The sequence below is a fragment of the Burkholderia sp. AU38729 genome (assembly GCF_020419725.1).
Taxonomy (GTDB): domain Bacteria; phylum Pseudomonadota; class Gammaproteobacteria; order Burkholderiales; family Burkholderiaceae; genus Burkholderia.
Genome location: NZ_JAIZQO010000010.1, coordinates 84,154 through 108,790 on the forward strand (window position 1 = coordinate 84,154; position 24,637 = coordinate 108,790).

The 24,637-nt window shown below is 69.6% G+C and carries 19 protein-coding genes; 10 read left to right on the top strand and 9 right to left on the bottom strand.

Features of this window, described 5'->3' with window-relative positions:
* Positions 1-26: 26 nt before the first annotated feature.
* The 4 genes from LGM56_RS25445 (at position 27) to LGM56_RS25460 (ending at position 4,353) form a co-directional block, all read left to right on the top strand.
* The gene (locus LGM56_RS25445; protein ID WP_226207078.1) at positions 27-1,256 is read left to right on the top strand and encodes a collagen-like triple helix repeat-containing protein; all 1,230 of its coding nucleotides are present in this window, start codon (positions 27-29) and stop codon (positions 1,254-1,256) included.
* Positions 1,257-1,523: 267 nt separating this feature from the next.
* Positions 1,524-2,489 carry a PRC-barrel domain-containing protein gene (locus LGM56_RS25450; protein ID WP_226207079.1) on the top strand — a complete coding sequence of 322 codons (966 nt, stop codon included), beginning with the start codon at positions 1,524-1,526 and terminating at the stop codon, positions 2,487-2,489.
* Positions 2,486-3,745, top strand: a complete 1,260-nt coding sequence (locus LGM56_RS25455) for an MFS transporter (RefSeq protein WP_039370460.1) — start codon at positions 2,486-2,488, stop codon at positions 3,743-3,745. Before LGM56_RS25450 ends, LGM56_RS25455 begins: the two co-directional genes overlap by 4 nt.
* A gap of 41 nt (positions 3,746-3,786) precedes the next feature.
* Positions 3,787-4,353 carry an FUSC family protein gene (locus LGM56_RS25460; protein ID WP_089426010.1) on the top strand — a complete coding sequence of 189 codons (567 nt, stop codon included), beginning with the start codon at positions 3,787-3,789 and terminating at the stop codon, positions 4,351-4,353.
* A 64-nt stretch (positions 4,354-4,417) separates the two neighbouring features.
* Here LGM56_RS25460 and LGM56_RS25465 read toward each other — a convergent pair whose 3' ends face one another.
* Positions 4,418-4,798: an RcnB family protein gene (locus tag LGM56_RS25465; RefSeq protein WP_071334782.1), complete on the bottom strand. Its 381-nt coding sequence runs from the start codon at positions 4,796-4,798 to the stop codon at positions 4,418-4,420.
* A gap of 106 nt (positions 4,799-4,904) precedes the next feature.
* A complete protein-coding gene (gene msbA, locus LGM56_RS25470; RefSeq protein ID WP_226207186.1) occupies positions 4,905-6,656 on the bottom strand; it encodes a lipid A export permease/ATP-binding protein MsbA in 1,752 nt (583 codons plus the stop codon).
* Between the two features lie 224 nt (positions 6,657-6,880).
* Between msbA and LGM56_RS25475 the strand changes: the two genes are divergently transcribed.
* From LGM56_RS25475 to LGM56_RS25485, 3 genes are all read left to right on the top strand, one after another.
* Positions 6,881-7,633 carry a glycosyltransferase family 2 protein gene (locus LGM56_RS25475; protein ID WP_226207080.1) on the top strand — a complete coding sequence of 251 codons (753 nt, stop codon included), beginning with the start codon at positions 6,881-6,883 and terminating at the stop codon, positions 7,631-7,633.
* Positions 7,634-7,753: 120 nt separating this feature from the next.
* Positions 7,754-8,596 (top strand): glycosyltransferase family 2 protein, encoded by an 843-nt coding sequence (locus LGM56_RS25480; protein WP_226207081.1) that lies wholly within the window; start codon positions 7,754-7,756, stop codon positions 8,594-8,596.
* 135 nt (positions 8,597-8,731) lie between these two features.
* Complete coding sequence (locus LGM56_RS25485) at positions 8,732-10,012, top strand: O-antigen ligase family protein (protein ID WP_089495363.1); 1,281 nt, start codon at positions 8,732-8,734, stop codon at positions 10,010-10,012.
* 146 nt (positions 10,013-10,158) lie between these two features.
* On the opposite strand, the gene LGM56_RS25490 is transcribed toward LGM56_RS25485, so the two are convergent.
* The 3 genes from LGM56_RS25490 to dnaE all read right to left on the bottom strand — a co-directional run bounded on the left by LGM56_RS25490 (position 10,159) and on the right by dnaE (position 16,442).
* A complete protein-coding gene (locus LGM56_RS25490) occupies positions 10,159-11,337 on the bottom strand; it encodes a glycosyltransferase family 9 protein (protein ID WP_226207082.1) in 1,179 nt (392 codons plus the stop codon).
* A gap of 175 nt (positions 11,338-11,512) precedes the next feature.
* Positions 11,513-12,604, bottom strand: coding sequence for a glycosyltransferase family 9 protein (locus LGM56_RS25495; RefSeq protein ID WP_226207187.1), 1,092 nt, complete (start codon positions 12,602-12,604; stop codon positions 11,513-11,515).
* A gap of 307 nt (positions 12,605-12,911) precedes the next feature.
* A complete protein-coding gene (dnaE, locus tag LGM56_RS25500; RefSeq protein WP_226207083.1) occupies positions 12,912-16,442 on the bottom strand; it encodes a DNA polymerase III subunit alpha in 3,531 nt (1,176 codons plus the stop codon).
* Positions 16,443-16,658: 216 nt separating this feature from the next.
* Here dnaE and LGM56_RS25505 point away from each other — a divergent pair, with 216 nt between their 5' ends.
* Positions 16,659-17,513, top strand: coding sequence for a sulfurtransferase (locus LGM56_RS25505; protein WP_089495367.1), 855 nt, complete (start codon positions 16,659-16,661; stop codon positions 17,511-17,513).
* Positions 17,514-17,535: 22 nt separating this feature from the next.
* Positions 17,536-18,429, top strand: coding sequence for a tRNA glutamyl-Q(34) synthetase GluQRS (gluQRS, locus tag LGM56_RS25510; protein WP_226207084.1), 894 nt, complete (start codon positions 17,536-17,538; stop codon positions 18,427-18,429).
* Positions 18,430-18,614: 185 nt separating this feature from the next.
* Here gluQRS and LGM56_RS25515 read toward each other — a convergent pair whose 3' ends face one another.
* The 4 genes from LGM56_RS25515 to purT form a co-directional block, all read right to left on the bottom strand.
* Positions 18,615-20,183, bottom strand: coding sequence for a DEAD/DEAH box helicase (locus LGM56_RS25515; RefSeq protein WP_089495369.1), 1,569 nt, complete (start codon positions 20,181-20,183; stop codon positions 18,615-18,617).
* 400 nt (positions 20,184-20,583) lie between these two features.
* The gene (locus LGM56_RS25520) at positions 20,584-20,964 is read right to left on the bottom strand and encodes an MliC family protein (protein WP_226207085.1); all 381 of its coding nucleotides are present in this window, start codon (positions 20,962-20,964) and stop codon (positions 20,584-20,586) included.
* Positions 20,965-21,045: 81 nt separating this feature from the next.
* Complete coding sequence (locus LGM56_RS25525; RefSeq protein ID WP_089426022.1) at positions 21,046-21,231, bottom strand: DUF6726 family protein; 186 nt, start codon at positions 21,229-21,231, stop codon at positions 21,046-21,048.
* 18 nt (positions 21,232-21,249) lie between these two features.
* A complete protein-coding gene (gene purT / locus LGM56_RS25530; protein ID WP_043189007.1) occupies positions 21,250-22,464 on the bottom strand; it encodes a formate-dependent phosphoribosylglycinamide formyltransferase in 1,215 nt (404 codons plus the stop codon).
* Positions 22,465-22,677: 213 nt separating this feature from the next.
* On the opposite strand from purT, the gene LGM56_RS25535 reads away from it, so the two are divergent.
* Positions 22,678-23,223: an META domain-containing protein gene (locus LGM56_RS25535; RefSeq protein WP_089440712.1), complete on the top strand. Its 546-nt coding sequence runs from the start codon at positions 22,678-22,680 to the stop codon at positions 23,221-23,223.
* Positions 23,224-24,637 lie beyond the last annotated feature (1,414 nt).

Below are 24,637 nucleotides of genomic sequence, written 5' to 3' on the forward strand. Positions count from 1 at the left end.
CACTCTCCAACGAATACGAGGACGACATGGATACGCCGACCACCCATCAGGCAGGATTCCGAATGATCATGATCGCGGCTGGCGTCGCAGCGCTGGTGTCGCTGTCCGCGTGCGGCGGCTCCGGCTCGCTGAGCCAGGGCACCGGCGGCGCAGGATCGGGTTCGGGCGACACGACGGCCACGACCGGCGGCACGAGCAACGGCTCGGGCAACGGTTCCGGCAGCGGCTCGACCGTCGGCAGCACGGGCAGCGGCAGCGGCTCGGGCACCGGCTCGGCGGGCAGCGGCGCATCCGCCAATGCGCTCGGCCAGACGATCGACTCGTCGAGCAACATCGTGACGGCCGCGGGCGGCACCGTGTCCGGTGTCGGCGCGACGATCGCCAGCCAATCGGTGCCCGGCACGAATGCAGCGACCACGCAGGGGCTAGGCACGGTCGTGCAGGATGCCGGCGCGGCCGTCACGACGCTCGGCACCGGCCTCGGCTCGGGGCTCGGCCAGCTCGGCGCATCGTCGAACCCGGTCGGCACGACGGTCGCGAGCACCGGCGGCGTGGTCACGAACCTCGGCGACGCGGTCGCCGCGACCGGCGGCGTCGTGTCGAGCCTCGGCGCCAGCGGTTCGGCGCTGGCACCGCTCGCGCCCGTCACGTCGCCGGTCGGCAGCGCGGTCACGATGCTCGGCAATACGATCGCCGGCGGCGGCGCGACGCTCGGCACGCAGTTGTCGACCGGCCCCGTCGCGCAGGTCACGGGCGCCGCCAGCTCGGCGATCACGCCGATCACGACGCAGGTCGGGTCGGTCACGCAGACGGTCGCGTCGAGCACGCCGCTCGGCGCACCGCTCACGAACCTCGTGACGACGGTCGGCAACGGCGTCGCGAACGCCGGCACGACGATCGCGAAAACCGGCGGGAATCCGGTAACGACCGGCGTCGGCAACGTCGTCACCGCGACCGGCAACACGGTGGCCACCGCCGGCACGGCACTGCTGGGCGGTGGCGGCGCCGCGACGAGCCCGCTCGCGCCGGTCACGGGGCTCTTGTCGACGGGCGCACTCGGCGGCGCGACGGGTGGCAGCAACCCGGCAGGTGCGCTCACGTCGGCGGTCGGCACCGTGACGGGAGCGGTGTCGGGCGCAGCCGGCGGCTCGCCCGTCGCGGGGCTGACGGGCGGCAGCGGCACCGGTGCGCTCTCGAAAACGGGCGGCGGCGTGCTCGCCCCCGTGACGACGACGCTCGGCGCGCTGGTCAAGTAAGCGGCAGGCCGGCACGGCGCCCGCATCGTCGCAGACGATCGGGCGCCTTAGCCTTAGCCTTAGCCTTAGCCTTGGCCGGCATTCAACCCCCTTCCCCACCCCGCGATCCCTTCCTTTTCCCGACAGTCCGCCTCCAGCCAGCCATCGACATCGGACCTGAAAGCAAGACACGTTAAAATCTCACCTCGCGTGGTGCGCCGCCCGCACCCGCCATCCATCGCCAGCCGCGTGCCCTCGGGCCGCCCCCGACCCATGGAGTGAGTGTCAATGAGCGGCGGACTTCCGTTTCCCGCATCCCGCAGCAAGTCGTTGCCGTCCTCGACGGTTTTCCTGATCCTCGCCGCCGCCACGCTGCTGTCCGGCTGCGGGCTGCTGCCGGTGCAGAATCCGCCCGCGCCGATCAGCGAGGCGCTCGTCGAGCCCGTCGAGGAAACCGCCGGCGAACCGCTGACGATGCCGCCCGTGCCAGCGCCGACGCACCCGGAGGAACCGGAAGCGCCGAAGAAGCCGCACCGCGAAGTCGCGCGGCCGAAGCCCGTGCAGCGCCCCGAATCGCCGACACCGGCGCCGACACCGCCGCCGCCGATCGTCGCGACGCGCCCGCTCGACCGCACCCAGATCCATGCGCTGCTCGACAGCGAAGTCGCGCGCCGCAACGGCAAGGTGATCGGCCGCGCGGTCGACATGGTGACCGACGCGAGCGGCAAGCCGCGCGAGATGATCGTGAACCTGCAGGGCTTCATGGGCGTGGGCGACCGCAAGGTCATCTTCCCGTGGAACGTGTTCCGCTTCACGCCGGGCGGCAAACAGGAGCCGATCGTGCTCGACGTGCCGTCGGGCGACCTGCCGCCGGCCGCCCGGCCCAAGGCCGTGCCGCTGTCCGGTTCGGCAGCCGCCTCGCCCGCGACGCGGCTGCCGATGCTCGACAGCGACGTCGAGCGTCCGAACGGCACGAAGATCGGCCGGATCGTCGACGTACTGATCGACCGCGCATCGCAGCCGCAGGCGGTCGTGCTCGACCTCGGCGGCCTCGTCAATACCGACCGCCGTTCGATCGCCGCGAGCTGGGGCGCGCTGCGCTTCGTCACGCGCGACAAGGCGCTCCATCCGCAGCTCGACCTGAACGACGCACAGATCAAGGCGTCGCCGCCCTACGCGGCCGACAAGCCGATCGTCGCGGTTTTCCCGCCCGTTGCCCCGGCACCGGCTTCGTCTGCGAGCGCGACCCGATGACGATCAAGCATTCCGTCAGCGCACGCAGTCTCCGGTCCCTCGACTGGCTCAACTTCTTCGTTGCAAACGTTCAAACAGGGTTCGGTCCGTTCATCGCGTCCTACCTCGCGTCGCACAAGTGGACGCAGGGCGAGATCGGCATGGTGCTGTCGATCGGCACGATCAGCGCGATGGTCAGCCAGGTGCCGGGCGGCGCGGCCGTCGATGCGCTGAAGAACAAGAAAGGCGCGGCCGCGTGGGCGATCGCGGCCATCATCCTGTCCGCGGTGCTGCTCGCGTCGAGCCCGACGATCGTGCCGGTGATCGCCGCCGAGGTGTTCCACGGCTTCGCGAGCTGCATGCTCGTGCCGGCCATGGCCGCGATCTCGTTCTCGCTTGTCGGCCGCGCCGACCTCGGCGACCGGCTCGGCCGCAACGCGCGCTGGGCGTCGATCGGCAGCGCGGTCGCGGCGGGCCTGATGGGGCTCACCGGCGAATATTTCTCCGCCCGCGCGGTGTTCTGGCTGACCGCCGTGCTCGCGCTGCCCGCGCTGTTCGCGCTCGCGATGATCCAGCCGACCCACGAGGTGATCCCGCAATCGTCGAAGCCCGACGATCGCGACGAAGCCGGCGAACGCGAAACGCTGCTCGAACTGCTGCGCGACCGCCGGATGCTGATCTTCGCGGCGTGCGTCGTGCTGTTCCACCTGTCGAACGCGGCGATGCTGAACCTCGCGGCCGGCGAAGTCACGGCCGGGATGGGCGAGAACGTGCAGCTCGTGATCGCCGCGTGCATCATCGTGCCGCAGGCCATCGTCGCGATGCTGTCGCCGTGGGTCGGCCGCTCCGCGCAACGCTGGGGGCGCCGGCCGATCCTGCTGCTCGGCTTCTCGGCGCTGCCGGTGCGCGCGCTGCTGTTCGCCGGCGTGAGCAGCCCGTACCTGCTGGTGCCGGTGCAGATGCTCGACGGCATCAGCGCGGCCGTGTTCGGCGTGATGCTGCCGCTGATCGCGGCCGACGTCGCGGGCGGCAAGGGCCGCTACAACCTGTGCATCGGGCTCTTCGGGCTCGCGGCCGGGATCGGCGCGACGCTCAGCACGGCCGCGGCCGGCTACGTCGCCGATCACTTCGGCAACGCCGTGAGCTTCTTCGGGCTCGCGGGCGCCGGTGCGCTCGCGGTGCTGCTGGTCTGGCTCGTGATGCCCGAAACGCGCGTCGCGAACGGTGATGCGGCCGCCGACGAACCGGCCGCCGCCTCGCCGGAACAGGCGCGCTGACACCGGCGCGCCGCCGTTACCCGCTTCTTGGCCAACGCATGATGGATACGATCAGGACACTCAACGAAGCCCGCCAGCAGATCCAGCAGTCGATCTTCGACCTGTTCAAGGGGCTGTCATTCAGCGAGCGGCTCGCCCAGGGCGGGCTGATGGCGCTGCAGGCCGTGTGCGGCGCCTGCCTCGCGTACGTGATCGGCCGCGCGCTGCACACCGAGCAGGCCGTGTGGGCGGCGATCACCGCGATCGCCGTGACGCAGCACAACTACTCGGACACGATGTCGCTGTCGCGCGACCAGTTCGTCGGCGCGATGGTCGGCGGCGTGCTCGGCTTCGCCGGCGCGGCGCTCGGCGGCGACCGCCTCGTCGCGTATGCGATGACCGTCGCGGTCGTGATCGTCTGCTGCTGGTGCCTGAACGTCGGCAGCGCCGCACGGCTCGGCGGCGTGACCGCGACGATCGTGCTGCTGTTTCCGGGCAACGGCCCGCTGTGGGACATTCCGCTGATGCGGCTCGGCGAGGTGACGCTCGGTACCGTATGTGCGCTGGGCGTGTGCTGGGTGATGTCGAAAATCGAGCGCCGCTGGTTCCGCCACGCGGCGGCGAAGTGACGGGTTGATCCGGCTGCCCGGCGCGTATCGCGGCATCGCGATCCGTGCCGGGCGATCGGCCAGGTCAGTCGCCGATCCGCAGCACGATGCCGGAACCGATCTGCACCAGCAGGTGATCCCCGCCGACGCCGACCCATTGATAGCCGCGCGGCGGCGGGCTCAGGCGATAGCCGCGCCAGTCGTCGATCACGTACTGGCGATCGCGGAACTCGGGCGGAAGCCGGTCGCCCTTGTGCCATTCGCGGCGCGGCTGGTCGGCCCAGCGCGGCGGCACGTCGTCCTCATGGCGCATCTGGCCGGGCGGCATGTGTTTCGGGCCGTGGCCGCGCTGCATGCCATGGCCGCCCTGGTCGTCGTGGTGGTCGTGGTCCTGCGCCATCGCGGCCGGCGCGGCGAAACCCGCCGCGATCAGCGCGGCCAGCATCATCCCGTGCATCTTCTTCATCGTGCCTTCCCTCCGTGTTGTCACGTCGAACGAAACCACTCGGACTGCCCGATGAAGACTAGCACACGGTATCGCGGGGCCACATGACCGCGCATATGACCGCGCGTTACGCAGCCTGCTGCTGGTACTGGATCCGGTGCAGGTGCGCGTAGAGGCCGCCGTGGCGCAGCAATTCCTCATGGCTGCCCTCCTCCACGATCTTGCCTGCCTCGAGCACGAGGATGCGGTCCGCGCGCTCGATCGTCGACAGCCGGTGCGCGATCACGAGCGTCGTGCGGCCTTCCATCAGCCGTTCGAGCGCGGCCTGCACGTGGCGCTCCGATTCCGAGTCGAGCGCCGACGTCGCTTCGTCGAGGATCAGGATCGGCGCGTCCTTGTAGATCGCGCGCGCGATCGCGAGCCGCTGGCGCTGGCCGCCGGACAACCGCATCCCGTTGCCGCCGACGAGCGTGTCGAGCCCGTCGGGCATCGCGGCGACCGCATCGGCGAGGTTCGCGGCCTCGAGCGCGGCCTGCACGCGCGCGCGGTCGGGCGTCTGCCCGTACGCGACGTTCGCGGCGATCGTGTCGTTGAACAGCACGACGTCCTGGCTGACCATCGCCATCTGGCCGCGCAACGCGTGGAGGTCGTAGTCGGCCACCGGCACGCCGTCGACCAGGATCGCCCCGTCGGTCGGGTCGAAGAAGCGCGGCAGCAGGTTCACGAGCGTCGTCTTGCCGCTGCCCGACGGGCCCGCGAGCGCGATCATTTCACCGGGCGCGACCTTGAACGAGATGCGGTCGAGCGTCGGCCGCTCGGCCGCGCCGTAGTCGAACGTCACGTTGCGGAACTCGATGTCGCCACGCGCCTGGGCGAGCGGCCGGCCGCCGCCCTGCGGCTCGGCCGGTTCGTCGATCAGCCCGAAGATCAGTTCGGCAGCCGTCATCCCGCGCTGCAGCGGCTGGTTGACGTCGATCAGGTGCTTGAGCGGCGAGATCACCAGCAGCATCGACGTGACGAACGCGACGAAACCGCCGACCGTCGTCTGGTCGTTCGACGACTGCACGACCGCGATCGTGATCACGACCGCGAGCGCGATCGACGCGAGGAACTGCGTGAGCGGCTGCGCGAGGCCGCCGGAGATCGTCATGCGCATCGCATAGCCGCGCAGGCGCTTGCTCATCTGCGTGAAGCGGTCCATCTCGTACGCTTCGCCGTTGTGCACCTTGACGACCTTGTAGCCGCCGACCGTCTCCTCGACGATGTACGACAGCTCGTTGGTCAGCGTCTGGTGCTCGCGGTTCAGGCGGCGCAGGCGGCGGTTGATCTTGCTGACGAGCCAGCCGATGCCCGGCAGGATCACCGCGACGATCAGCGTGAGCCGCCAGTTCAGGTAGAACAGGTAGCCGAGCAGGAAGATCACCGTCAGCGAATCGCGCACGAGCGTGACCATCACGCCGGTCAGCACCGACAGGATCTGGTTGACCTCGAACACGATCGCGTTGATCACCGTGCTCGCCGTCTCGCGCTGGAAGAACGACGCGCCCGTGTGCAGCATCCGCTGGAACATCTCGAGCCGCAGTTGCAGCAGGATGCGGTTCGACACGTAGTTGAGCAGGTAATTCGACGCGTACTGCGACACGCCGCGCACGAGCGCGAGCCCGATCACGGCCATCGGCACGTACCATTTCGCGCGGTCGCTGCCGTGCGAGCCGAAGCCGTGGTCGAGCAGCGGCTTGAGCAGCGCCGGGATCCCGGCCTCGGTGGCCGCGACGACGCCCATCGTCATCACGGCGAGCACCACGATGCCGATCAGCGGCCGGATGTACGGCCACAGGCGCTTGAGGACCGTCACGGGCGAGGTGCCCGTGCCGTCCATCGGTTTGCGAAGAGTGTTCTGGGTTTCCAAGGCAATCCTTCTTGAGCCGCGAAGCGGCGCCCGGACGTGGCCGCCCGGGGTGTCGCCCTGTCGGGCGGGTGCCGAAAAGGGCTCAACATTATAGCCGCACCGCCCCGGCCGGCACGGTCCTGGCCGATGCGGGCGGCGGCCGGGCCGCGGGTATACTGCCGCTCACCGTTTTCTCCGCCTTTTCCGACGATTTCATGGCTGAACCCTCCCTCGGCGTCGCCCTCATCGCCCTCAACGCGTCCGCGCGGCTTGCCCAGTGCCTGGCCGCGCTGTCGTTCGCCGACGACGTCGTCGTCATCGACGGCGGCAGCACCGACGATACCGTCGCGATCGCGCAGGCGCACGGTGCGCGCGTGATCGTCGAGCGCGACTGGCCCGGCTTCGGCCCGCAGAAGAACCGCGCGCTCGACGCGCTCGACACCGACTGGATCCTGTCCCTCGATACCGACGAAGTCGTCACCCCGGAACTCGCGCAGTCGATCCGCGACACGCTCCGCGCGCCGGCCGCGCAGGTCTATGCGGTCGACCGCCTGTCGAGCTTCTGCGGCCAGTGGATCCATCACAGCGGCTGGTATCCGGACTGGATCCCGCGCCTGTTCCGGCGCGGCGCCGCGCGCTTCTCGGACGACCTCGTGCACGAGCGCCTCGTGTTCGACGGCGCCGCGCAGCGGTTGTCCGGCAAGCTGATGCACTACTCGTACGAGGATTTCGAAGCCGTCGTGCGCAAGCTCGACGCCTATTCGACGGCCGGCGCGCGCCAGCGCCGCGCGGCCGGCCAGCGCGGCGGCTTCGGCAAGGCGCTCGCGCGCGGCGCGTGGGCGTTCGTGCGCACCTACGTGCTGCGCCGCGGCTTCCTCGATGGCCGCGCCGGCTTCATGATCGCCGTGTTCAACGCGGAAACCGTGTACTACCGCTTCCTGAAACTCGGCCACGAACGGGCCAGCTGAGCGCCCGCCCGGCAGGGAGCCGGCCCGGCGTTACAATGCCGGGCCGCCCGCGCCGCGCGTGCCCGCCCGACCGGCGGCGCCACGCGCCGCCCGCCACGACGACTACCGAATCCGACCGCCATGTTCTCCATCATCATTCCGACCTGGAACAACCTGCCGTACCTCAAGCTCGTCGTCGACAGCCTGCGCCGCCACTCGGCGTACGACCACCAGATCATCGTGCACGTCAACGACGGCTCGGACGGCACGCTCGACTGGGTGCGCGGCGAAGGGATCGAGCACACCGCGTCGCCGACCAACATCGGCATCTGCCACGCGGTGAACTGGGCCGCCGCGCGCGCCACGCGCGACTACGTCGTCTACATGAACGACGACATGTTCTGCTGCCCCGGCTGGGACACGGCGCTCGTGCGCCGCATCGAACAGATGCCGACCGACCTCTTCATGCTGTCGGGCACGATGGTCGAGCCGGTCGACACGCGCAACCCGTGCGTCGTGGTCAGCAATTTCGGCCGCGATGCCGAACATTTCGACGCGGCGGGCCTCGTCGCGGCGGCGCCGAAGCTCGTGCGCGCCGACTGGCTGGGCTCGACCTGGCCGCCGACGCTCGTGCACCGCGACTGGTGGAACCGCATCGGCGGCTACAGCAGCGAGCTGTCGCCCGGCATGAGCAGCGACAACGACTTCTCGATGAAATTCTGGGATGCCGGCTGCCGGATCTTCATCGGGGTCGGCGACAGCCTCGTCTACCACTTCCAGCAAAAGAGCACGGGCAAGATCGCCAAGAACGATGGTCGGCGCCAGTTTCTGAACAAATGGGGCATGACCCAGGCGACGTTCGATCGCCACTACCTGCACCGCGGCGAGCCGGCCGGCACGCGCGTCGCGCTCGATACGCCGGCCGTGGAAGGCCGCCTGAAGCGCGCACTGCTGCGCTCGCGGATCAAGCGCGCGTTCAGCTGATCGCGCCCCGAAAACGACACGGAAACGCGCGCTGCTTCGCGTATACTCTGCGCCGTTCGTCCCGGATCTCCCACCGGGGCGCGCGGCGCGCAGCACGACGTACGCAAGCCGCATTCGTCCATTCGACAGGTTCCGATGCTTTCGTTTTCCGCTCCCGCCTCGCGGCGCCTGACCGCCGCCCGCGCATTCGCCGTCGCCGCGCTCTGCATGGTGCCCGTCTCGACCGCGCTGACCAACGTGTTCTGCGGGCTGTTCGCCGCCGCGCTCGTGATTTCCCCCGAATTCTGGCGTGACCTGCGCTCGTTCGTGACCGACCCGGCCTCGCTCGCGGCGCTGCTGATCCTGGCCGCGCTGGCCGCCAGCGTCACCTATACGGTCGCGCCGCACAACAAGGCGTGGAACTGGGTCGCCAAGTACGACAAGCTGCTGCTGCTGCCGTTCGCCGTGCTCGCCTTTCGCCATTCGAACTGGGCGCCGATCGTGCGGCGTTGCTGGTTCGGCACGCTATGCGTGATCCTGCTGCTGTCGACCACCAACTATCTCGGCCTGACCGCGATCGGGCCCGCGCACGCGACCGAACTGCCGCTGTCACGCGCCTGGGTGTTCAAGAACCACATCGCCGCCGGCATGTTCGGCGCGCTGCTGTTCTACCAGGCGGCCGATCTCGCGCTGGCGGCCCGCACGGCGCTGTCGCGCGCCGCGTATGCGGGCGTTGCCGCGTGGTCGCTCGTCAACGTGTTCGTGATGCTGCAGGGTCGCACCGGGCAGGTCATCGCGCTGCTGCTGATCCTCGTCGTCGCCGTGCGTTTCGTGCTGTTGCTGCGCCGGCAATCGGCGCTGCGCGCGGGGCTCGCCGCCGGCGTGTTCGTGCTGGCCGGCATCGCGCTCGTGATCGCCGCGTGCACGGTTCACAACGGCCGGCTGACGAAGGTCGTGACGGAAGTGCAGCAATACCGGCAGAGCGATGCGGCCACGTCGACCGGGCTGCGCCTCGAGTGGTACAAGAAGGGGCTCGAACTGTATCGCCAGCGCCCGGTGATCGGCTATGGCGCGGGCGGCCTCGAATCCGAATTCGAGCGGCTCACGGCCGGCAAGACGGCGGCCGAAGGCCAGCTCACGTCGAATCCGCACAACGAATACCTGCTGATGGCCGTGCAGCTCGGCACGCTCGGCCTGGTGCTGTTCGTCAACCTGATCGTGCAGATCGCGCGCGGCAGCCGCACGCTCGATCCGCGCTCGCGGCACCTGCTGCTCGGCTGGCTCGCGATCTTCGCGATCGGCAGTCTCGCGAATTCGCTGCTGCTCGATTTCGCCGAAGGGCACCTGATCGTGCTGCTGGCCGGCATCCTGCTCGGCTGCGGCGAGCGCGCCGAGGCGCTGCCGCGCGAAACGTCGGCGATCCGGCGCAGCGCGTAACGCGCAGCGGCCTGCGCTGCGCCGGCGGCAGGCTTCGGCCAACGCGGCGTTCTTCACGATCGATCTCCGACGGAAACGGGCCGGGCGGCTGGCGCGTCGGCACACAAGCCGCCGGCAACTGCCAGGAAACGCGCGTCGCCCGCGCGTCAGTCGGATCCGGTGCGGTGCAGCCGCGACGTATCGACGACCGTTTCGGGCGGGCCCGGCGGATTCAGTCCGAGCATCTCGGCCGCCGCGGCTTTCACGCGCTGCGCACCGAGATTGACGAGGCAGTCGCTGCGGCTGTCGACCTTGCGCTCGCAGCCTTCGTGCCGGCACGGCACGCAATCGCCCTCCCCCTGCAACAGCCACACGTTCCCGTGCCGCCCCGAGCCGCGCAGCGGCCACGGATTCTCGGTCGCCGGCCAGTGCTGCGGCCACGGCCCCCAGCGCACGGGGTCGGACGGGCCGAACAGCGCGATCGTGTCGGTGCCGGTCGCGGCCGCGACGTGCGTCGCGCCGGTGTCGGGCCCGATGAAAAGCCGTGCGCGCCGCACGAGTTCGGCGCTTTCGCCGAACGTCAGGCGGCCGACCAGGTTCAGCACGTCGCCGCCCGCATCGGCCGCGACCTGCTCCGCATACTCGCGCTCGCTGTCGGCCGGACCGCCCGACAGCGCAACCGCGAAGCCTTGCTCGCGCAGCCAGCCGATCATCTCGACCCAGCCGTCGAGCCGCCATTGCTTGTAACGGAACATCGGATACGGATGCAGCACGACCAGCGGCTTGCCGGCGCGGATCGCCGGCGATTCGGCCAGCCACGCGTCGAAGCGCGCGCGCCGCGCCGGATCGTCGCCGATGCCGGGCGCGACGACCTCGGACACCGGCTCGATGCCGATCACGGGGGCGAGCGCCAGCGTGCTGACGACCGTATGCGCGGATTCGTGGTGATTGATCGCGATCCCGTTCAGCATCATCCGCGTGAGCCACGTCACGCGGTTCGGATCGACGAGGCCCACCCGCTTGCGGCCCGCGAACCAGCTGTAGAAGCGCGGCCGGTCGGAGCTCAGCGCCGCGCACGCGAGATCGTAGCGGCGCCACATCGACAGCGCGTCGCGCAGCCGCTCGCGGAAGCCCGCGCGTTGCGCGACGACGATCACGCGCCGCACGTCCGGATTGTGCTCGAGCACGCCTTCGGTGCCGCGAAACACCAGCATGTCGATCTGTGCTTCAGGCCAGCGGGCCTTCAGCGAACGGACGAGCGGCGTCGTCAGCAGCACATCGCCGATACGGCGCGGCGCGGCCACGAGGATGGTTCTGGGCGGGCGGGCGGAAGAAAACAGGGCCACGGCGGGTGTGTCTGGCTGGCTGAACAAGGCTGGCAATGTACAGGATTTTGCAGCAGCCGGCGCGACAGGGCGAATCGGCCGTCCGGTCAGCATGATGCGGCCCCGTTCACGAGGTGCTGCGCGGCAGGCGCACCGCGCGCCGCTGGCGTACGCGGTGCCTGCGATACCCGTAGCGCTACGAAGCGATGGTCATGATCACCGGCGTCGCAGCGGCAGCCGCCGGCTGCGTGTCTGCTGCGTCGATCAACCGTTCGTCACGTTGGGTGGCCTGCGGCAGCAGGTGATTCACCGCACGCTCGACCGCGTCGACGCCGATCGCGTCGACGGTCGCGCCGGCGCGCACGATCACGTGCGGCACACCGAGCGGATGCCAGCGCAGGTATTTCTCGGGACGATCCTCGAACAGCGCGGCGACGGGCACGCCGAGCGCCGACGCGAGGTGCACGGGGGCGCTGTCGGCGGAGACGATCGCATCGAGCAGGCTCGCCGCGGCCACCAGGTCGGCGACCGACGACGGCGCAACATGGCGCGCGCACACGTCGCGCCACGAGTCGTCCTCGGGAGCATGGCCGACGGCCGGGTCGCGGAACACGATCACGTCGGCATGCGGCGCGAGACGCTCGGCGAGGTCGCGCCAACGATCGGCCGGCCAGCGGCGCTCGACCGCCTTGTTCGTGACGAACAACCCGACGCGCGGCTTCGTGCGTGCGCCGAGCAGCCGGTACCACGCGTCCTGCAGCGCGCGGTCGGGATGAACCGACAACGCGAGGCGGTCGACGTCGGCGCGGCCGAGTTCGGGTACGAGCCGGAAACCCGACAACGCCTCGTGGCACATCGGCCGCTCGGCGACATGCTCGGGCTTGCGATCGTCGAATTCCGTCTCGGCATCGTGCCAGCGGCAATCCTTTGCGCCGATCTGGCGCGCGAACTGCATGCTGCTGCGATGCATGCCGCCGTTCGGCACGACCACGAGGTCGAACCGCAAGCGACGCAGGCGACGCACCAGCCGCAGCCGGTCGAAGAACGCGCGCATCCGCCCGGGACGGTCGTTGCGCTCGCATTGACGGCTATAGACGTAGGTGTGGATCGCGTCGACGTCCGGGTTTCCGGCCAGCGCAGCCGCGTTGTAGCGGTTCGCGACCACATGGAGTTCCGCGCCGGGCCAGCGCTCCTTCAGCGCGCGGAGAAACGCCGTCGTGCACAGCATGTCGCCCAGAAAATCGATCCGGATCACGAGGATCCGCTGCGTCGGGTTCACATTGGCCATGGTCATGTGGGGACTGTCAGTTTTTGTCGTCGCGACGAGCCGTTTCACGGCATCCGGTTCCGGGACGGCCTGCTCGCCTATCGCGGCTCGCCGCATGGATCCGCCCCCGCTTATGTGCGCGATATCGGCGCGATCCGCCGGACAAGCGGCGGTCAGCGCCGCGTTCGTGCGGCTAGCGCCGGATTGTATAGCGTCCGGATGGCCAGCCCAAGACCCGCTTGCGTGAACCTGCAAAAACGGCCCGCCGCACCGCACGATGGCGATGCGGCGGGCCGCATGGCGCGACAGCCGTTCGGCAAAGGCGAGATCAGTACGTGATTTCGACGACGCTGCCGTCGAACGTCGCTCGCAGCTCCGCGAGCAGCACGTCGCTCGGCTTGACGCGCCATGCGTCGCCGAGGCGCATTTCACCCTGTGCCCGTGCGTTGCTGTAGTGGACCTGGACCGCGAGCCCGTTCGGCAGCGGCGCCTGCGGGCGACGACCGCCATCGCGCCCGCCGCCGCGCGGCGCCGGTGCTTCGACCACGTTCGCCGCCGGATCGTCCTTCGACACGTGCGGCTCGAGCACGCGGCGCAATGCGGCCGCGTCGGCGTTGCCGTTCATCGTCAGCCGGACGGCCTGCGCATAGCGGCTGCGCGCGCGCTCGAGATCCATCACGGTATCGGCCGTGAAGCGGATGCCGCCCGTGAACGCATCGTTGCGCGCCTGCCCCTGCACGATCAGCAGCTCGTCTTCCTTGAACAGCGCCTTGTTCGCCTCGAACTGCTCGTTGAAGATCGTGATCTCGCACTGGCCCGAGCCATCGTCGAGCAGCGCGATCAGCATCTTGCCGCGCTGGGTCATCTGCGTGCGCAGCGACGCGATGATGCCGGCCACGAGCTTGTCGCGCCCTTCCTTCAGGTCGCCGACCTTCTGCCGCACGAAGCGGCGCACCTCGTCGCGATACGCGTCGAACAGGTGGCCGGACAGGTAGAAGCCGAGCGCGCCCTTTTCCTCCTGCAGGCGGCGCTTGTCGTCCCACGCGGGCTCGTCGACGAGCGCATGCGCGTGCGGCGACTCGGCGCCCATGTCGAACAGGCCGGCCTGCATCGCGTTCGCCTCGGCCTGGTCGGCCGCTTCCATCGCCAGCGGCACCGACGCGATCAGCTGCGCACGGTTCGTGTTCAGCGAATCGAACGCGCCGGCACGGATCAGCGCCTCGACCGTGCGGCGGTTGACGACACGCCGGTCGATCCGCTCGCAGAAGTCGAACAGGTCGGTGAACGCCTTTTCCTCGCGGGCGCGCAGGATTTCCTCGATCGCATTCTGGCCGCTGCCCTTCACCGCGCCGAGCCCGTAGCGGATCGTGCGCGAGCGCTTGCCGTCGGCTTCGGCGACCGGCTCGAAGCGGTAATGCGACTGGTTGATGTCCGGCGGCAGCACGACGAGGTTGTTCACGACGCAGTCGTCGAACAGGATCTTCACCTTGTCGGTGTCGTCCATCGCGAGCGTCATGTTGGCCGCCATGAATTCGGCCGGATGGTGCGCCTTCAGCCACGCGGTGTAGTACGCGAGCAGCGCATAGGCGGCCGCGTGCGACTTGTTGAAGCCGTAGCCCGCGAACTTCTCCATCAAGTCGAAGATCTCGTCGGACTTCTCGCGCGTGAGGCCGTTCTTCGCCGCGCCCTCGGCGAAGATCTCGCGGTGCTTGGCCATCTCCTCGGGCTTCTTCTTGCCCATCGCGCGACGCAGCAAGTCCGCGCCGCCGAGCGAGTAGCCGCCGATGATCTGCGCCATCTGCATCACCTGCTCCTGATAGACCATGATGCCGTAGGTCTCTTTCAGGACGGGCTCGACGCGTGGATCCGGATACTCGACCTTCTCGCGGCCGTGCTTCCGTGCGCAGAAGCTCGGGATCAGGTCCATCGGGCCCGGACGGTACAACGACACGAGCGCGATGATGTCCTCGAAGCGGTCGGGCTGCGCATCCTTCAGCATGCCCTGCATCCCGCGGCTTTCCAGCTGGAACACCGCGACCGTGTTGGCCTTCTTGAGGATCTGGAACGACGCGGGATCGTCGAGCGGCACCTGCGCGAGCGACCAGTCGGCCTTCGACGGATCGAGGCGGCGGATGTAGCGTTCGGCCCAGTCGAGGATCGTCAGCGTCGTGAGGCCCAGAAAGTCGAACTTCACGAGGCCGACGGCTTCGACGTCGTCCTTGTCGTACTGGCTGACCACGCCGCCGTCGTCGCCCTGCGTGTACAGCGGGCAGAAATCGGTCAGCTTGCCGGGCGCGATCAGCACGCCGCCCGCGTGCATCCCGACGTTACGCGTGAGGCCCTCGACGCGCTGCGCGAGATCGAGCAGCTGGTGCACTTCGTCCTCGTGGTCGTAGCGCTCCTGCAGTTGCGGCTCTTCCTTCATCGCGTCGGCGATCGTCACGTGCTTGCCCGGCTTGAACGGGATCAGCTTCGCGATGCCGTCGGTGAACATGTAGCCGAGGTCGAGCACGCGGCCGATGTCGCGCACGGCCGCCTTCGCGGCCATCGTGCCGAACGTGGCGATCTGCGACACGGCGTCCGCGCCGTACTTCTCCTTCACGTACTGGATCACGCGGTCGCGGCCGTGCTGGCAGAAGTCGATGTCGAAGTCGGGCATCGACACGCGTTCCGGGTTCAGGAAGCGCTCGAACAGCAGGTTGTAGCGCAGCGGGTCGAGGTCGGTAATGCCGAGCGCGTACGCGACCAGCGAACCGGCGCCCGAGCCGCGGCCCGGGCCGACCGGCACGCCGTTGTTCTTCGCCCAGTTGATGAAGTCCGCGACGATCAGGAAGTAGCCCGGGAAGCCCATCTTCGTGATGGTCCCGCACTCGAATTCGAGGCGCTTGTAATACGTGTCGCGCTGCGCGTCGCGCTCGGCCTCGACCGGATACAGCTGCGCGAGACGGGTCTCGAGCCCTTCCTTCGACAGCTGGACCAGGTAGTCGTCGAGCGACATGCCGTCCGGCGTCGGGAACAGCGGCAGTTTCGGCTTGCCGAGCTCGAGCTTCAGGTTGCAGCGCTTCGCGATTTCGACCGTGTTCGCGATCGCCGACGGCAGGTCGGCGAACAGCGCGACCATGTCGTCCTGCGTGCGGAAATACTGGTCGGTCGTGAAACGCTTCTGGCGCCGCGGGTTCGCGAGGATGTCGCCTTCCGAGATACACACGCGCGCCTCGTGCGCGGTGAAATCGTCGTCGGTCATGAACTGCGTCGGGTGCGTCGCGACGACCGGCAGCTTCAGCGCGGCGGCGAGCGTCGCGGCCTGCTGGATGTACGCCTCCGCGCCCGGCTGGCCGTAACGCTGCAGCTCGACGTAGAAGCCGCCCGGGAACACTTTCGCCCAGCGCTCGGCGTGCCGGCGCGCGGCTTCTTCGTTGCCTGCGGCAAGCGCGAGCCCGATATCGCCCTGTTGCGCACCCGACAGCGCGAGCAGCCCTTGCGAGCGCTCGCCGTCGAGCCAGCTCGCGTCGAGTTCCGCACGGCCGCGGTACTGGTTCGTGAGCCACGCCTTCGACAGCAGCTCGCACAGATTCAGGTAGCCGACCTTGTCCTTGACGAGCAGCAGCAACCGCGACGGCTTGTCGCGGTCGTCCGGATTGGCGATCCAGACGTCGCAGCCGGCGATCGGCTTGATGCCCTTGCCGCGGGCTTCCTGGTAGAAACGGACGAGGCCGAATGCGTTGCCGAGATCGGTGAGCGCGAGCGCGCCCTGACCGTCCGCGGCCGCCGCCTTGACGATGTCGTCAATGCGCACGATGCCGTCGGCAATCGAGAATTCGGAGTGAACGCGAAGATGGACGAAGCGAGGATCTGACATGGGCGCTATTGTAGCCGCCTCGCCGCGCGGGCTGCCCAAAAAATCCCCGCGCTGGCCGTTCGGCCGATGCGCGCGACCGCACGTCGCGCGGCTGGCCAGACGGCAGGGTGCCGGCCCGGGCGCGGTTTGCGGGATAATACGGTTTTTCGAATCCACGCCCCGGCTTCGCACCCTTTTTTGCGGGCCGCCGTGCGGCCGTTTTCCCGTCGGACCATCATGACCATCGTCAACCTCGCCGCCTACCACTTCGTGTCGCTCGACGCGAACGAGCAATGGCGCCCGCTCGTCACCGCCCGCTGCAACGAACTCGGCCTGCGCGGCACGATCCTGCTCGCGCCGGAAGGCATCAACCTGTTCATCGCCGGCACGCGCGAAGCCGCCGACGCGTTCATCGCTTACATCCGCCACGATCCGCTGTTCGAGGGCAAGTTCGCGTCGCTGCAGTTCAAGGAGAGCCTGTCCGACTCGCAGCCGTTCCGCCGCATGCTCGTGCGCCTGAAGCGCGAAATCATCACGATGAAGAAGCCGGCGATCAAGCCGGAACTCGGCCGCGCGCCGTTCGTCGATGCGCGCACGCTGAAGACGTGGCTCGATCGCGGCCACGACGACACGGGCCGCCCGGTCGTGATGCTCGACACGCGTAACGCCTTCGAAGTCGACGTCGGCACGTTCGACGACGCGCTCGACTACCGGATCGACAAGTTCAGCGAATTCCCCGAAGTGATCGACGCGAACCGCGCCGACCTCGAAGGCAAGACGGTCGTGTCGTTCTGCACGGGCGGCATCCGCTGCGAGAAGGCCGCGATCCACATGAAGGAAATCGGCATCGAGAACGTGTACCAGCTCGAAGGCGGGATCCTGAAGTACTTCGAGGAAGTCGGCGGCGCGCACTATCACGGCGACTGCTTCGTGTTCGACTACCGCACCGCGCTGAATCCGCAGCTCCAGCCCACCGAGAACGTCACGTGCTTCGCGTGCCGCGCGGTCGTCACGCCGGAAGCGCAACAGTCGTCGAGCTACGTGCCCGGCAAGTCGTGCCCGGCTTGCGCACCGGCGGCCAGCGCCGCGTAAGCGCGCACTGCCCCGCGCTCCGATGACCGGCTATCGCGGCCGCTTCGCGCCGTCGCCCACCGGCCCGCTGCATTTCGGCTCGCTGGTCGGCGCGCTCGCGAGCTGGCTCGACGCGCGCGCGCACGGCGGTGCATGGCTCGTGCGCATCGAGGATCTCGACGGCCCGCGCACGGTGCCGGGCGCCGCCGACGACATCCTCGCGACGCTCGCGCATTTCGGCATGACGCCCGACGAGCCGCCCGTCTGGCAAAGCACGCGCGATGCCGCCTATACGGCCGCGCTCGAACGGCTCGTCGCGGCCGGGCTCGTCTATCCGTGCGGCTGCACGCGCAAGGAAATCGCCGATTCGCTGCGCGCCGCGCACGAGCGCCATACGACGCTCGCGTACCCGGGCACCTGCCGCACCGGCCTGCACGGCAAGCCCGCGCGCGCGTGGCGGCTGCGCGTGCCGGACGGCAGCGACGCACTCGTCACGTTCGACGATCGCTGGCAGCACACGCAATCGCAGAACCTCGCGACCGAAGTCGGCGATTTCGTGCTGAAGCGCGCGGACGGCCAATGGGCCTACCAGCTCGCGGTCGTCGTCGACGATGCCGACGCGCACATCACGCACGTCGTGCGCGGCGCCGACCTGCTCGACTCGACCGCACGCCAGATTCACCTGCAGCACTGCCTCGGCGTGCCGACGCCGCAATACCTGCATGTGCCCGTCGTCGTCGATGCGAACGGCGAGAAGCTCAGCAAGCAGACGGGCGCGACCGCGCTCGAACGCAACGATCCGCTGCCGGCGCTGCAGGCCGCGGCCGCGCACCTGGGCCTCGCGCCCGACGGCACGCTTGCAGGCGCGACTCTCGATACGTTCTACGCCGCCGCCACGGCAGCATGGGCGAGGCGCTTCGGGCCGCAGGCCGGCTGACGCACGCAGCGCGCCGATGTCGCGGCGACCGGGCCCAAGCCGGATGCCGACTGCATCCCCCCGCCGACGCCGCACGCCCGCCTCCCCCGTCAAATCGGAGCCCCAATGAAAAACGGGCACATGCTCATCGCATGCACCCGCTTCTCCAGCAGCGCTCGCGCGCCGCGCCGTCACGTTCGCCCGGCTTATGCCGACGGCTTGCGCGGCATCCCGAACCCGCCGAGCAGTGCGGCGACCTGACGCTTCGGCCCCTTTTTCTCGGGCTGCTGCGCCGGCTGCGCGTCGTCCTGCTGCTTCGCCGGCGCCGACGGCTCGTACGGCTTCAGGAAGAAATCGTCGACCGGCGCTTCGTGGCGACGGTGATGACCGCGCTCGGAACCGCCCGGCCGGCGCCCCGATGCACCGCGATGCTCGTCGCGATCGCGACGGCCGCCTCGTTCACCGCCCCGCTCGCCACCGCGCTCGCTGTTGCGATCGCCGCCGCGGTCGTTGCCGCGCTCGTCGTGACGGTGGCGTGCCGGCTTGTCGAGCGCGAGCGTCTGCACTTCGAGCGGACGCTTGATCAGCTTCTCGATATCGGCGAGCTGCTTGCGCTCGTTCGGGCTGCACAGCGACAGCGCATCGCCCGTCGCACCCGCACGGCCGGTACGGCCGATCCGGTGCACGTAGTCTTCCGCGCTGAACGGCAGGTCGAAGTTGATCACGGCCGGCAGTTCGGCGATGTCGAGGCCGCGCGCGGCCACGTCGGTCGCGACCAGCGCCTCGATCTCGCCGCGCTTGAACGCGTCGAGCGCCTGCATCCGCTCGATCTGCGTCTTGTCGCCGTGGATCGCCGACGCGACCACGCCGTCGCGCTCGAGATTGCGCGCAAGCCGGCTTGCGCCGATCTTGCTGTTGCAGAACACGATCACCTGCTTGAGGCCGCGATCGCGCAGCAACTGCACGACGGCCGCCTGCTTGTCGCCTTCGGCGACGTCGTAGACGATCTGCGTGACGTTCGCGTTCGTCGAGTTGCTGCGCGCGACCTCGATCGTCTGCGGGTTGCGCAGGTAGGTCGACGCGAGCTTCTTGATTTCGCCCGAGAAGGTGGCCGAGAACAGCAGCGTCTGGCGTTCCTTCGGCAGCAGGTTCAGGATGCGCTGCAGGTCGGGCAGGAAGCCCATGTCGAGCATCCGGTCGGCTTCGTCGAGCACGAGGATCTGCACCTGGCCGAGATTCGCCGTCTTCTGCTGCACGTGGTCGAGCAGGCGGCCCGGCGTCGCGATCAGGACCTCGACGCCGCGGCGCAGCTCGGCCATCTGCGGGTTCATGTCGACGCCGCCGAACACGACCGCGCTGCGCAGCGGCGTGTGCTTCGCATACGCGTGCACGTTCGCGGCGACCTGGTCGGCGAGTTCGCGGGTCGGCGTGAGGATCAGCGCACGCACCGGGTGGCGCGCCGGAGACGCGCTCGTGTTGGCCTGCGGCAGCAGGCGCTGGATGATCGGCAGCGAGAAACTCGCGGTCTTGCCGGTGCCCGTTTGCGCGGCGCCCATGACGTCGCGGCCGGCGAGCACGACCGGAATGGCCTGCGCCTGGATCGGCGTCGGCGTCGTATAGCCCTGCTCCGCAATGGCTTTCAGGATATCGGCGGCAAGGCCGAATTGATCGAAGGTTGCGTCGACGGGCTTGGCGACAGAATCGGACATGGTGGCGTTTCGCTCAAAAGGCGCGGCGGGGACATCGTGCGTCAGGCCAGCCGGGCCTGCGCTCATCACAATTCGGAAATAGACGGAGCCGCGGCGCGCCGCGCGGCGCCGCTCTGGCGCTTGGGACCGGTTCAATGTGAACGCTGGACGCCAGGCCGTGCGAACTCCGTTCGGCGCGAATGCCGACGGAAAGGGCCGTATTGTAGCACTGCGCGGCCATCTGTCCGTGACAACGCGGCGAACGGCCACAACGGCGGTTCGCGCGGCGGGCCCGGGGTGGCCCGCGCGGTAGACGGATGACCCGATCGGAAGCCCGATGGGCCAGGGGATGATTTCAGGGGTCGGATCCCTAGTCGCCAGCCCGATCGCCCGCGGCCAGGCCGCTTCCCCCGGCCGTCAGGCACCGAGAGCCGAGAGCCGGGAGCCGGCCGGCACCGGCAGCACGATCCACGTTCCCGCCCGGCGCTCAGCCCTTCTTCTTTTTCTTCTCGACCTGTACGCAGTCGCCCAGCAGCGGCGGCGCGCTCTGGTCGGCGATCTCGTCGCGCAGCGTCGCTTCCTTGCCCTTCGTCCACCACGTATAGCGGCCGGCCTGGTAGCGCGCGCCCGACGCCGACACGGTGTCGACGAACAGCATCTGCTTCCCGTTGACCGGCACGAGCGCGAAGCTCTGGCCGTTGCCCGCGAGCCAGTACGACACGCGCACCGGCTGCTTCTGGTTCGCGCACTGGTAGACGGTGAACTGACGCGAATCGGCGTCGATCTCTTCGACGGTCAGCTGTGCGGCATGCGCGACGGAAACGGTCGTGCCGGCGAGCGCGAGCGCGGCGAGGGTTTGGCGAATCATGCAGGTCCTCTCACGAGACGGGTGGAAACGCGCCCTCGCAGGGCACGTGATTATTGTTGGCGATCGGGTCGGGTAGCGTGATCAGGGATCGATGACGTCGGCACACGCGTCGGTCGGTGCGGCCGCGACATGGCCGACGAGCGGCACGATCTTGAGCCCGGCCGAGGCCACCCGGCACGGTGCGGCCGCGAGCCCGCAACCCGCGAGGTTCACTGCAAGCGCCAGCGCGACGGCCAGCTTTCCGATACGCAGCCACTTCGGCGTCATCGTCCTCTCCTGATTACGTCAGCGGGCCGACACCGGCCGGACGGCCGCGGCGGCGCGCTTCGCGCGTTCGCGGGCTTCGTCGACGGTCGCGCCGGTCGCCAGCGCGACGCCCATGCGCCGCTTCGCGAAACTTTCCGGCTTGCCGAACAGGCGCAGGTCGGCGCCCGGCACGGCAAGCGCGTCGCGCACGCCCTCGAACGCGATCCCGCGCTCGTCGAGCCCACCGTAGATCACGGCCGACGCGGCAGGCGTACCGAGCGCCGGATCGACCGGCAGCCCGAGAATCGCACGCGCGTGCAGCTCGAATTCCGACTGGCGCTGCGACGCGAGCGTGACGAGGCCCGTATCGTGCGGCCGCGGGCTCACCTCGGAGAACCACACGTCGTCGCCGCGCACGAACAGCTCGACGCCGAACATCCCGCGCCCGCCGAGCGCCTCGGTGACCTTGTGCGCGATCTCGCGCGACTTCTCGAGCGCCACCGCGCTCATCGGCTGCGGCTGCCACGATTCGACGTAGTCGCCCGCGACCTGCACGTGGCCGACCGGCTCGCAGAAATAGGTGCGCGTGGCGTTCGTCGCCGGATCGATCGCGCGCACGGTGAGCTGCGTGATCTCGTAGTCGAAATCGACGAAGCCCTCGACGATCACGCGGCCGTGGTTCACACGCCCGCCCGCCATCGCGTAGTCCCACGCCGGCTTCACGTCGGCCTCGGTCTTCACGACCGACTGCCCCTTGCCCGACGACGACATCACGGGCTTGACGACGCACGGCATGCCGATCTTCGCGATCGCCGCGCTGAACGCCTCGAACGAATCCGCGAACGCATACGGCGAAGTCGGCAGGCCGAGCTCCTCGGCCGCGAGCCGGCGGATCCCTTCGCGATTCATCGTGAGCTGCGTCGCGCGCGCGGTCGGGATCACTTCGGCGAGGCCGGCCGCCTCGATCGCCGCGAGCGCGTCGGTCGCGATCGCCTCGATCTCCGGCACGATCAGGTGCGGGCGTTCGGCTTCGACGATCGCGCGCAGCGCGGCGGCGTCCGTCATGTCGATCACGTGCGCGCGATGCGCGACCTGGTGGCCCGGTGCGTCCGGATAGCGGTCGACCGCGACGACTTCGACGCCGAGCCGCTGCAACGCGATGATGACTTCCTTGCCGAGCTCGCCGGCGCCGAGCAGCATGACGCGCGTGGCCGAGGGTGAGAGCGGCGTACCGAGCCGCTGACCGATCTGCATGTGATTACCCGCTTCTGGTGGAGGACGAAAACGGCTCCGATGTTAACACGCGCCACGGCGCCGGTTTTGCGCGTTTCGCCGCGCCGGCGCCCGGCCGCGGGCCGCTCGCGAGCAGGCTGCGAACGTTTTCACGCGTGAAGTGTCGGCTCGCCTGCCGCGGCACGGGTGCGTTACTCTTACGCCTTGATCAGAATCCGATGAGGAACGAGGCTCATGTCCCACCTGTCCGCCGCCGCACGCGCGCGCACCGGCCTGCTTCGCCCGCTGCGCGCGCCGCTCTGCGCGTTGACGCTTGCCACGCTTCTCGCCGCCTGCGCGATGCCGACCCACCCCGATTCCGCCGCCCCCGCACCCGACCCGTACAACCCGGCGGCCGTCCAGCTGCTCGACGACACGAGCTGGGAACTCACCAGCTGGCTGAATGCCGACGGCACGCAGCGCGCGATCCCGCACGGCGACAACGGCGAGCCGATCAAGCTCGCGCTGTCGACCGACTCGGGCATCCGGCGCGCCAGCGGGTTTTCGGGCTGCAACCGCTACATGGGCACCTACGCGATCAAGAACGGCCTGTTGAGCTTCGGGCCGCTCGCCGGCACGCGGATGGCCTGCCCGAATACGCTCGGCGGCCAGCTCGAAACCGCGTACCTCGACGCACTCGCCCACGTCGACAAGACCGGCGTGCAGATGCGCGAGCCGCAGCAATTGCAGATCGTGACCACGTCCGGCGCGACGTTGACCTTCACGCACCGGAGCCCCTGATGCAGGGCGCGCGCGAAGGCCGACCGACCGCCTTCGCCTGGCGCGCCACGCGCGTGTGCCGCGCACACGCGTCGCGCGGCGTGAATCGGATGCACGCCGCGTTAGAGTCTTGTTCGCCGGCCGGTTAAACTCGGCGGGTCGCGCCCCGCGCGCCCCTCCCCACTCCTGTTTCAAAGCATGCACACGGTTGTCTTCGGCTGGTTCGGCATCTCCGCCGTCTGGTTCCTCCTTCTCTTCTGGCGTCTCGTGCAGGCGATGCTGCCTGGCGGTGTCGGGCTTGCCGGCCGCGGCTCGATCCGTCTGTGGCTCGGCTTCGCCGCGGTGTTCGTGGCGAGCTGCACGCTGACGAGCCCGCTGTCGGGCCCCGATACGAACGCGCTCGGCCATGCGTTCTCGACAGGCTTCGCCCACGTGCTCGGCCCGATCGGCACGCCGGTCGCGATGGTCGTGCTGTTCTTCGCCGGGCTGCCCTGGCTGACCGGCATCGGCTGGCGGCAGTTCGCCGCGTGGGTCGATACGTCGTTCGGCGTCAAGCTGGCGCGGGACGGCGGTGACGACGAAGCACGCGGCATCGCCGACCTGCCGCGCAGCGCATTGCATCGCGACGACGACATCGTCCAGCCGACCACCGCGCATACCGTCAATTCGATGGCGCCCCGCCAGAACGGCCGGTATTCGCGCCCGACGCTGTGGAAACCCGACCCGCAGGCCCGGCCGAAGCCGCGCAGCAGCACGCCTGCGCGCCCGCACGTGGAACCTGTTGCGCCGTCGGGCTGGTTGAAGCCGGCCGCGCCCCAGCGCAGCATGCCGACACCGCCCGCGCCGATCACGCCGGCCAGCGCGATGCCGCCGCCGACGACCGGCAGCACCGCCAGCCTCGCGCGCGCAGCCGCGAACGCGCAAGTCCCGCGCCCGGATCCAGCCCCGCTTCCTGCCGGATTCGAACCTGTCCGCCCGCGGCCGACTGCCGCGCGGCCGGCTACCGCCGCGTTGAAGCCGGCCCCGCCGCGTACCACGGTCACGCCGCGGCCGGCCATCGCGCAGCCGCCGCGCCCGCCCGTACGCCCCGCAGCTGCAGTCGGTTCGGCCGGCCTGACGCAGGATGCGGCACGACGTCGCCCGCCGCAGCCCACGCCGGCGCGTGCACCGCTTTATGCCTGGACGGAAAAACCCGCCGCGCCGATCACGCCGGCGCCGAGCGTGCACGACACGCTGCGCTCGATCGAAGCCAGCACCGCGCAGTGGGCGACGCTGGGCGGTGCGCAGGACGATGCCGGGCACGCGGCGGCGGCAGCGGCAGCGGCAACCGTGGCCGGTGTGGCCGCGAGGGCGGCCGGCATGGCAGCGCCGGCAGCCGCGGCCGTGCCGGCCGGGATCGCTTCCGCGGCCCACGGCCTCGCAGCCCGTGACGCCA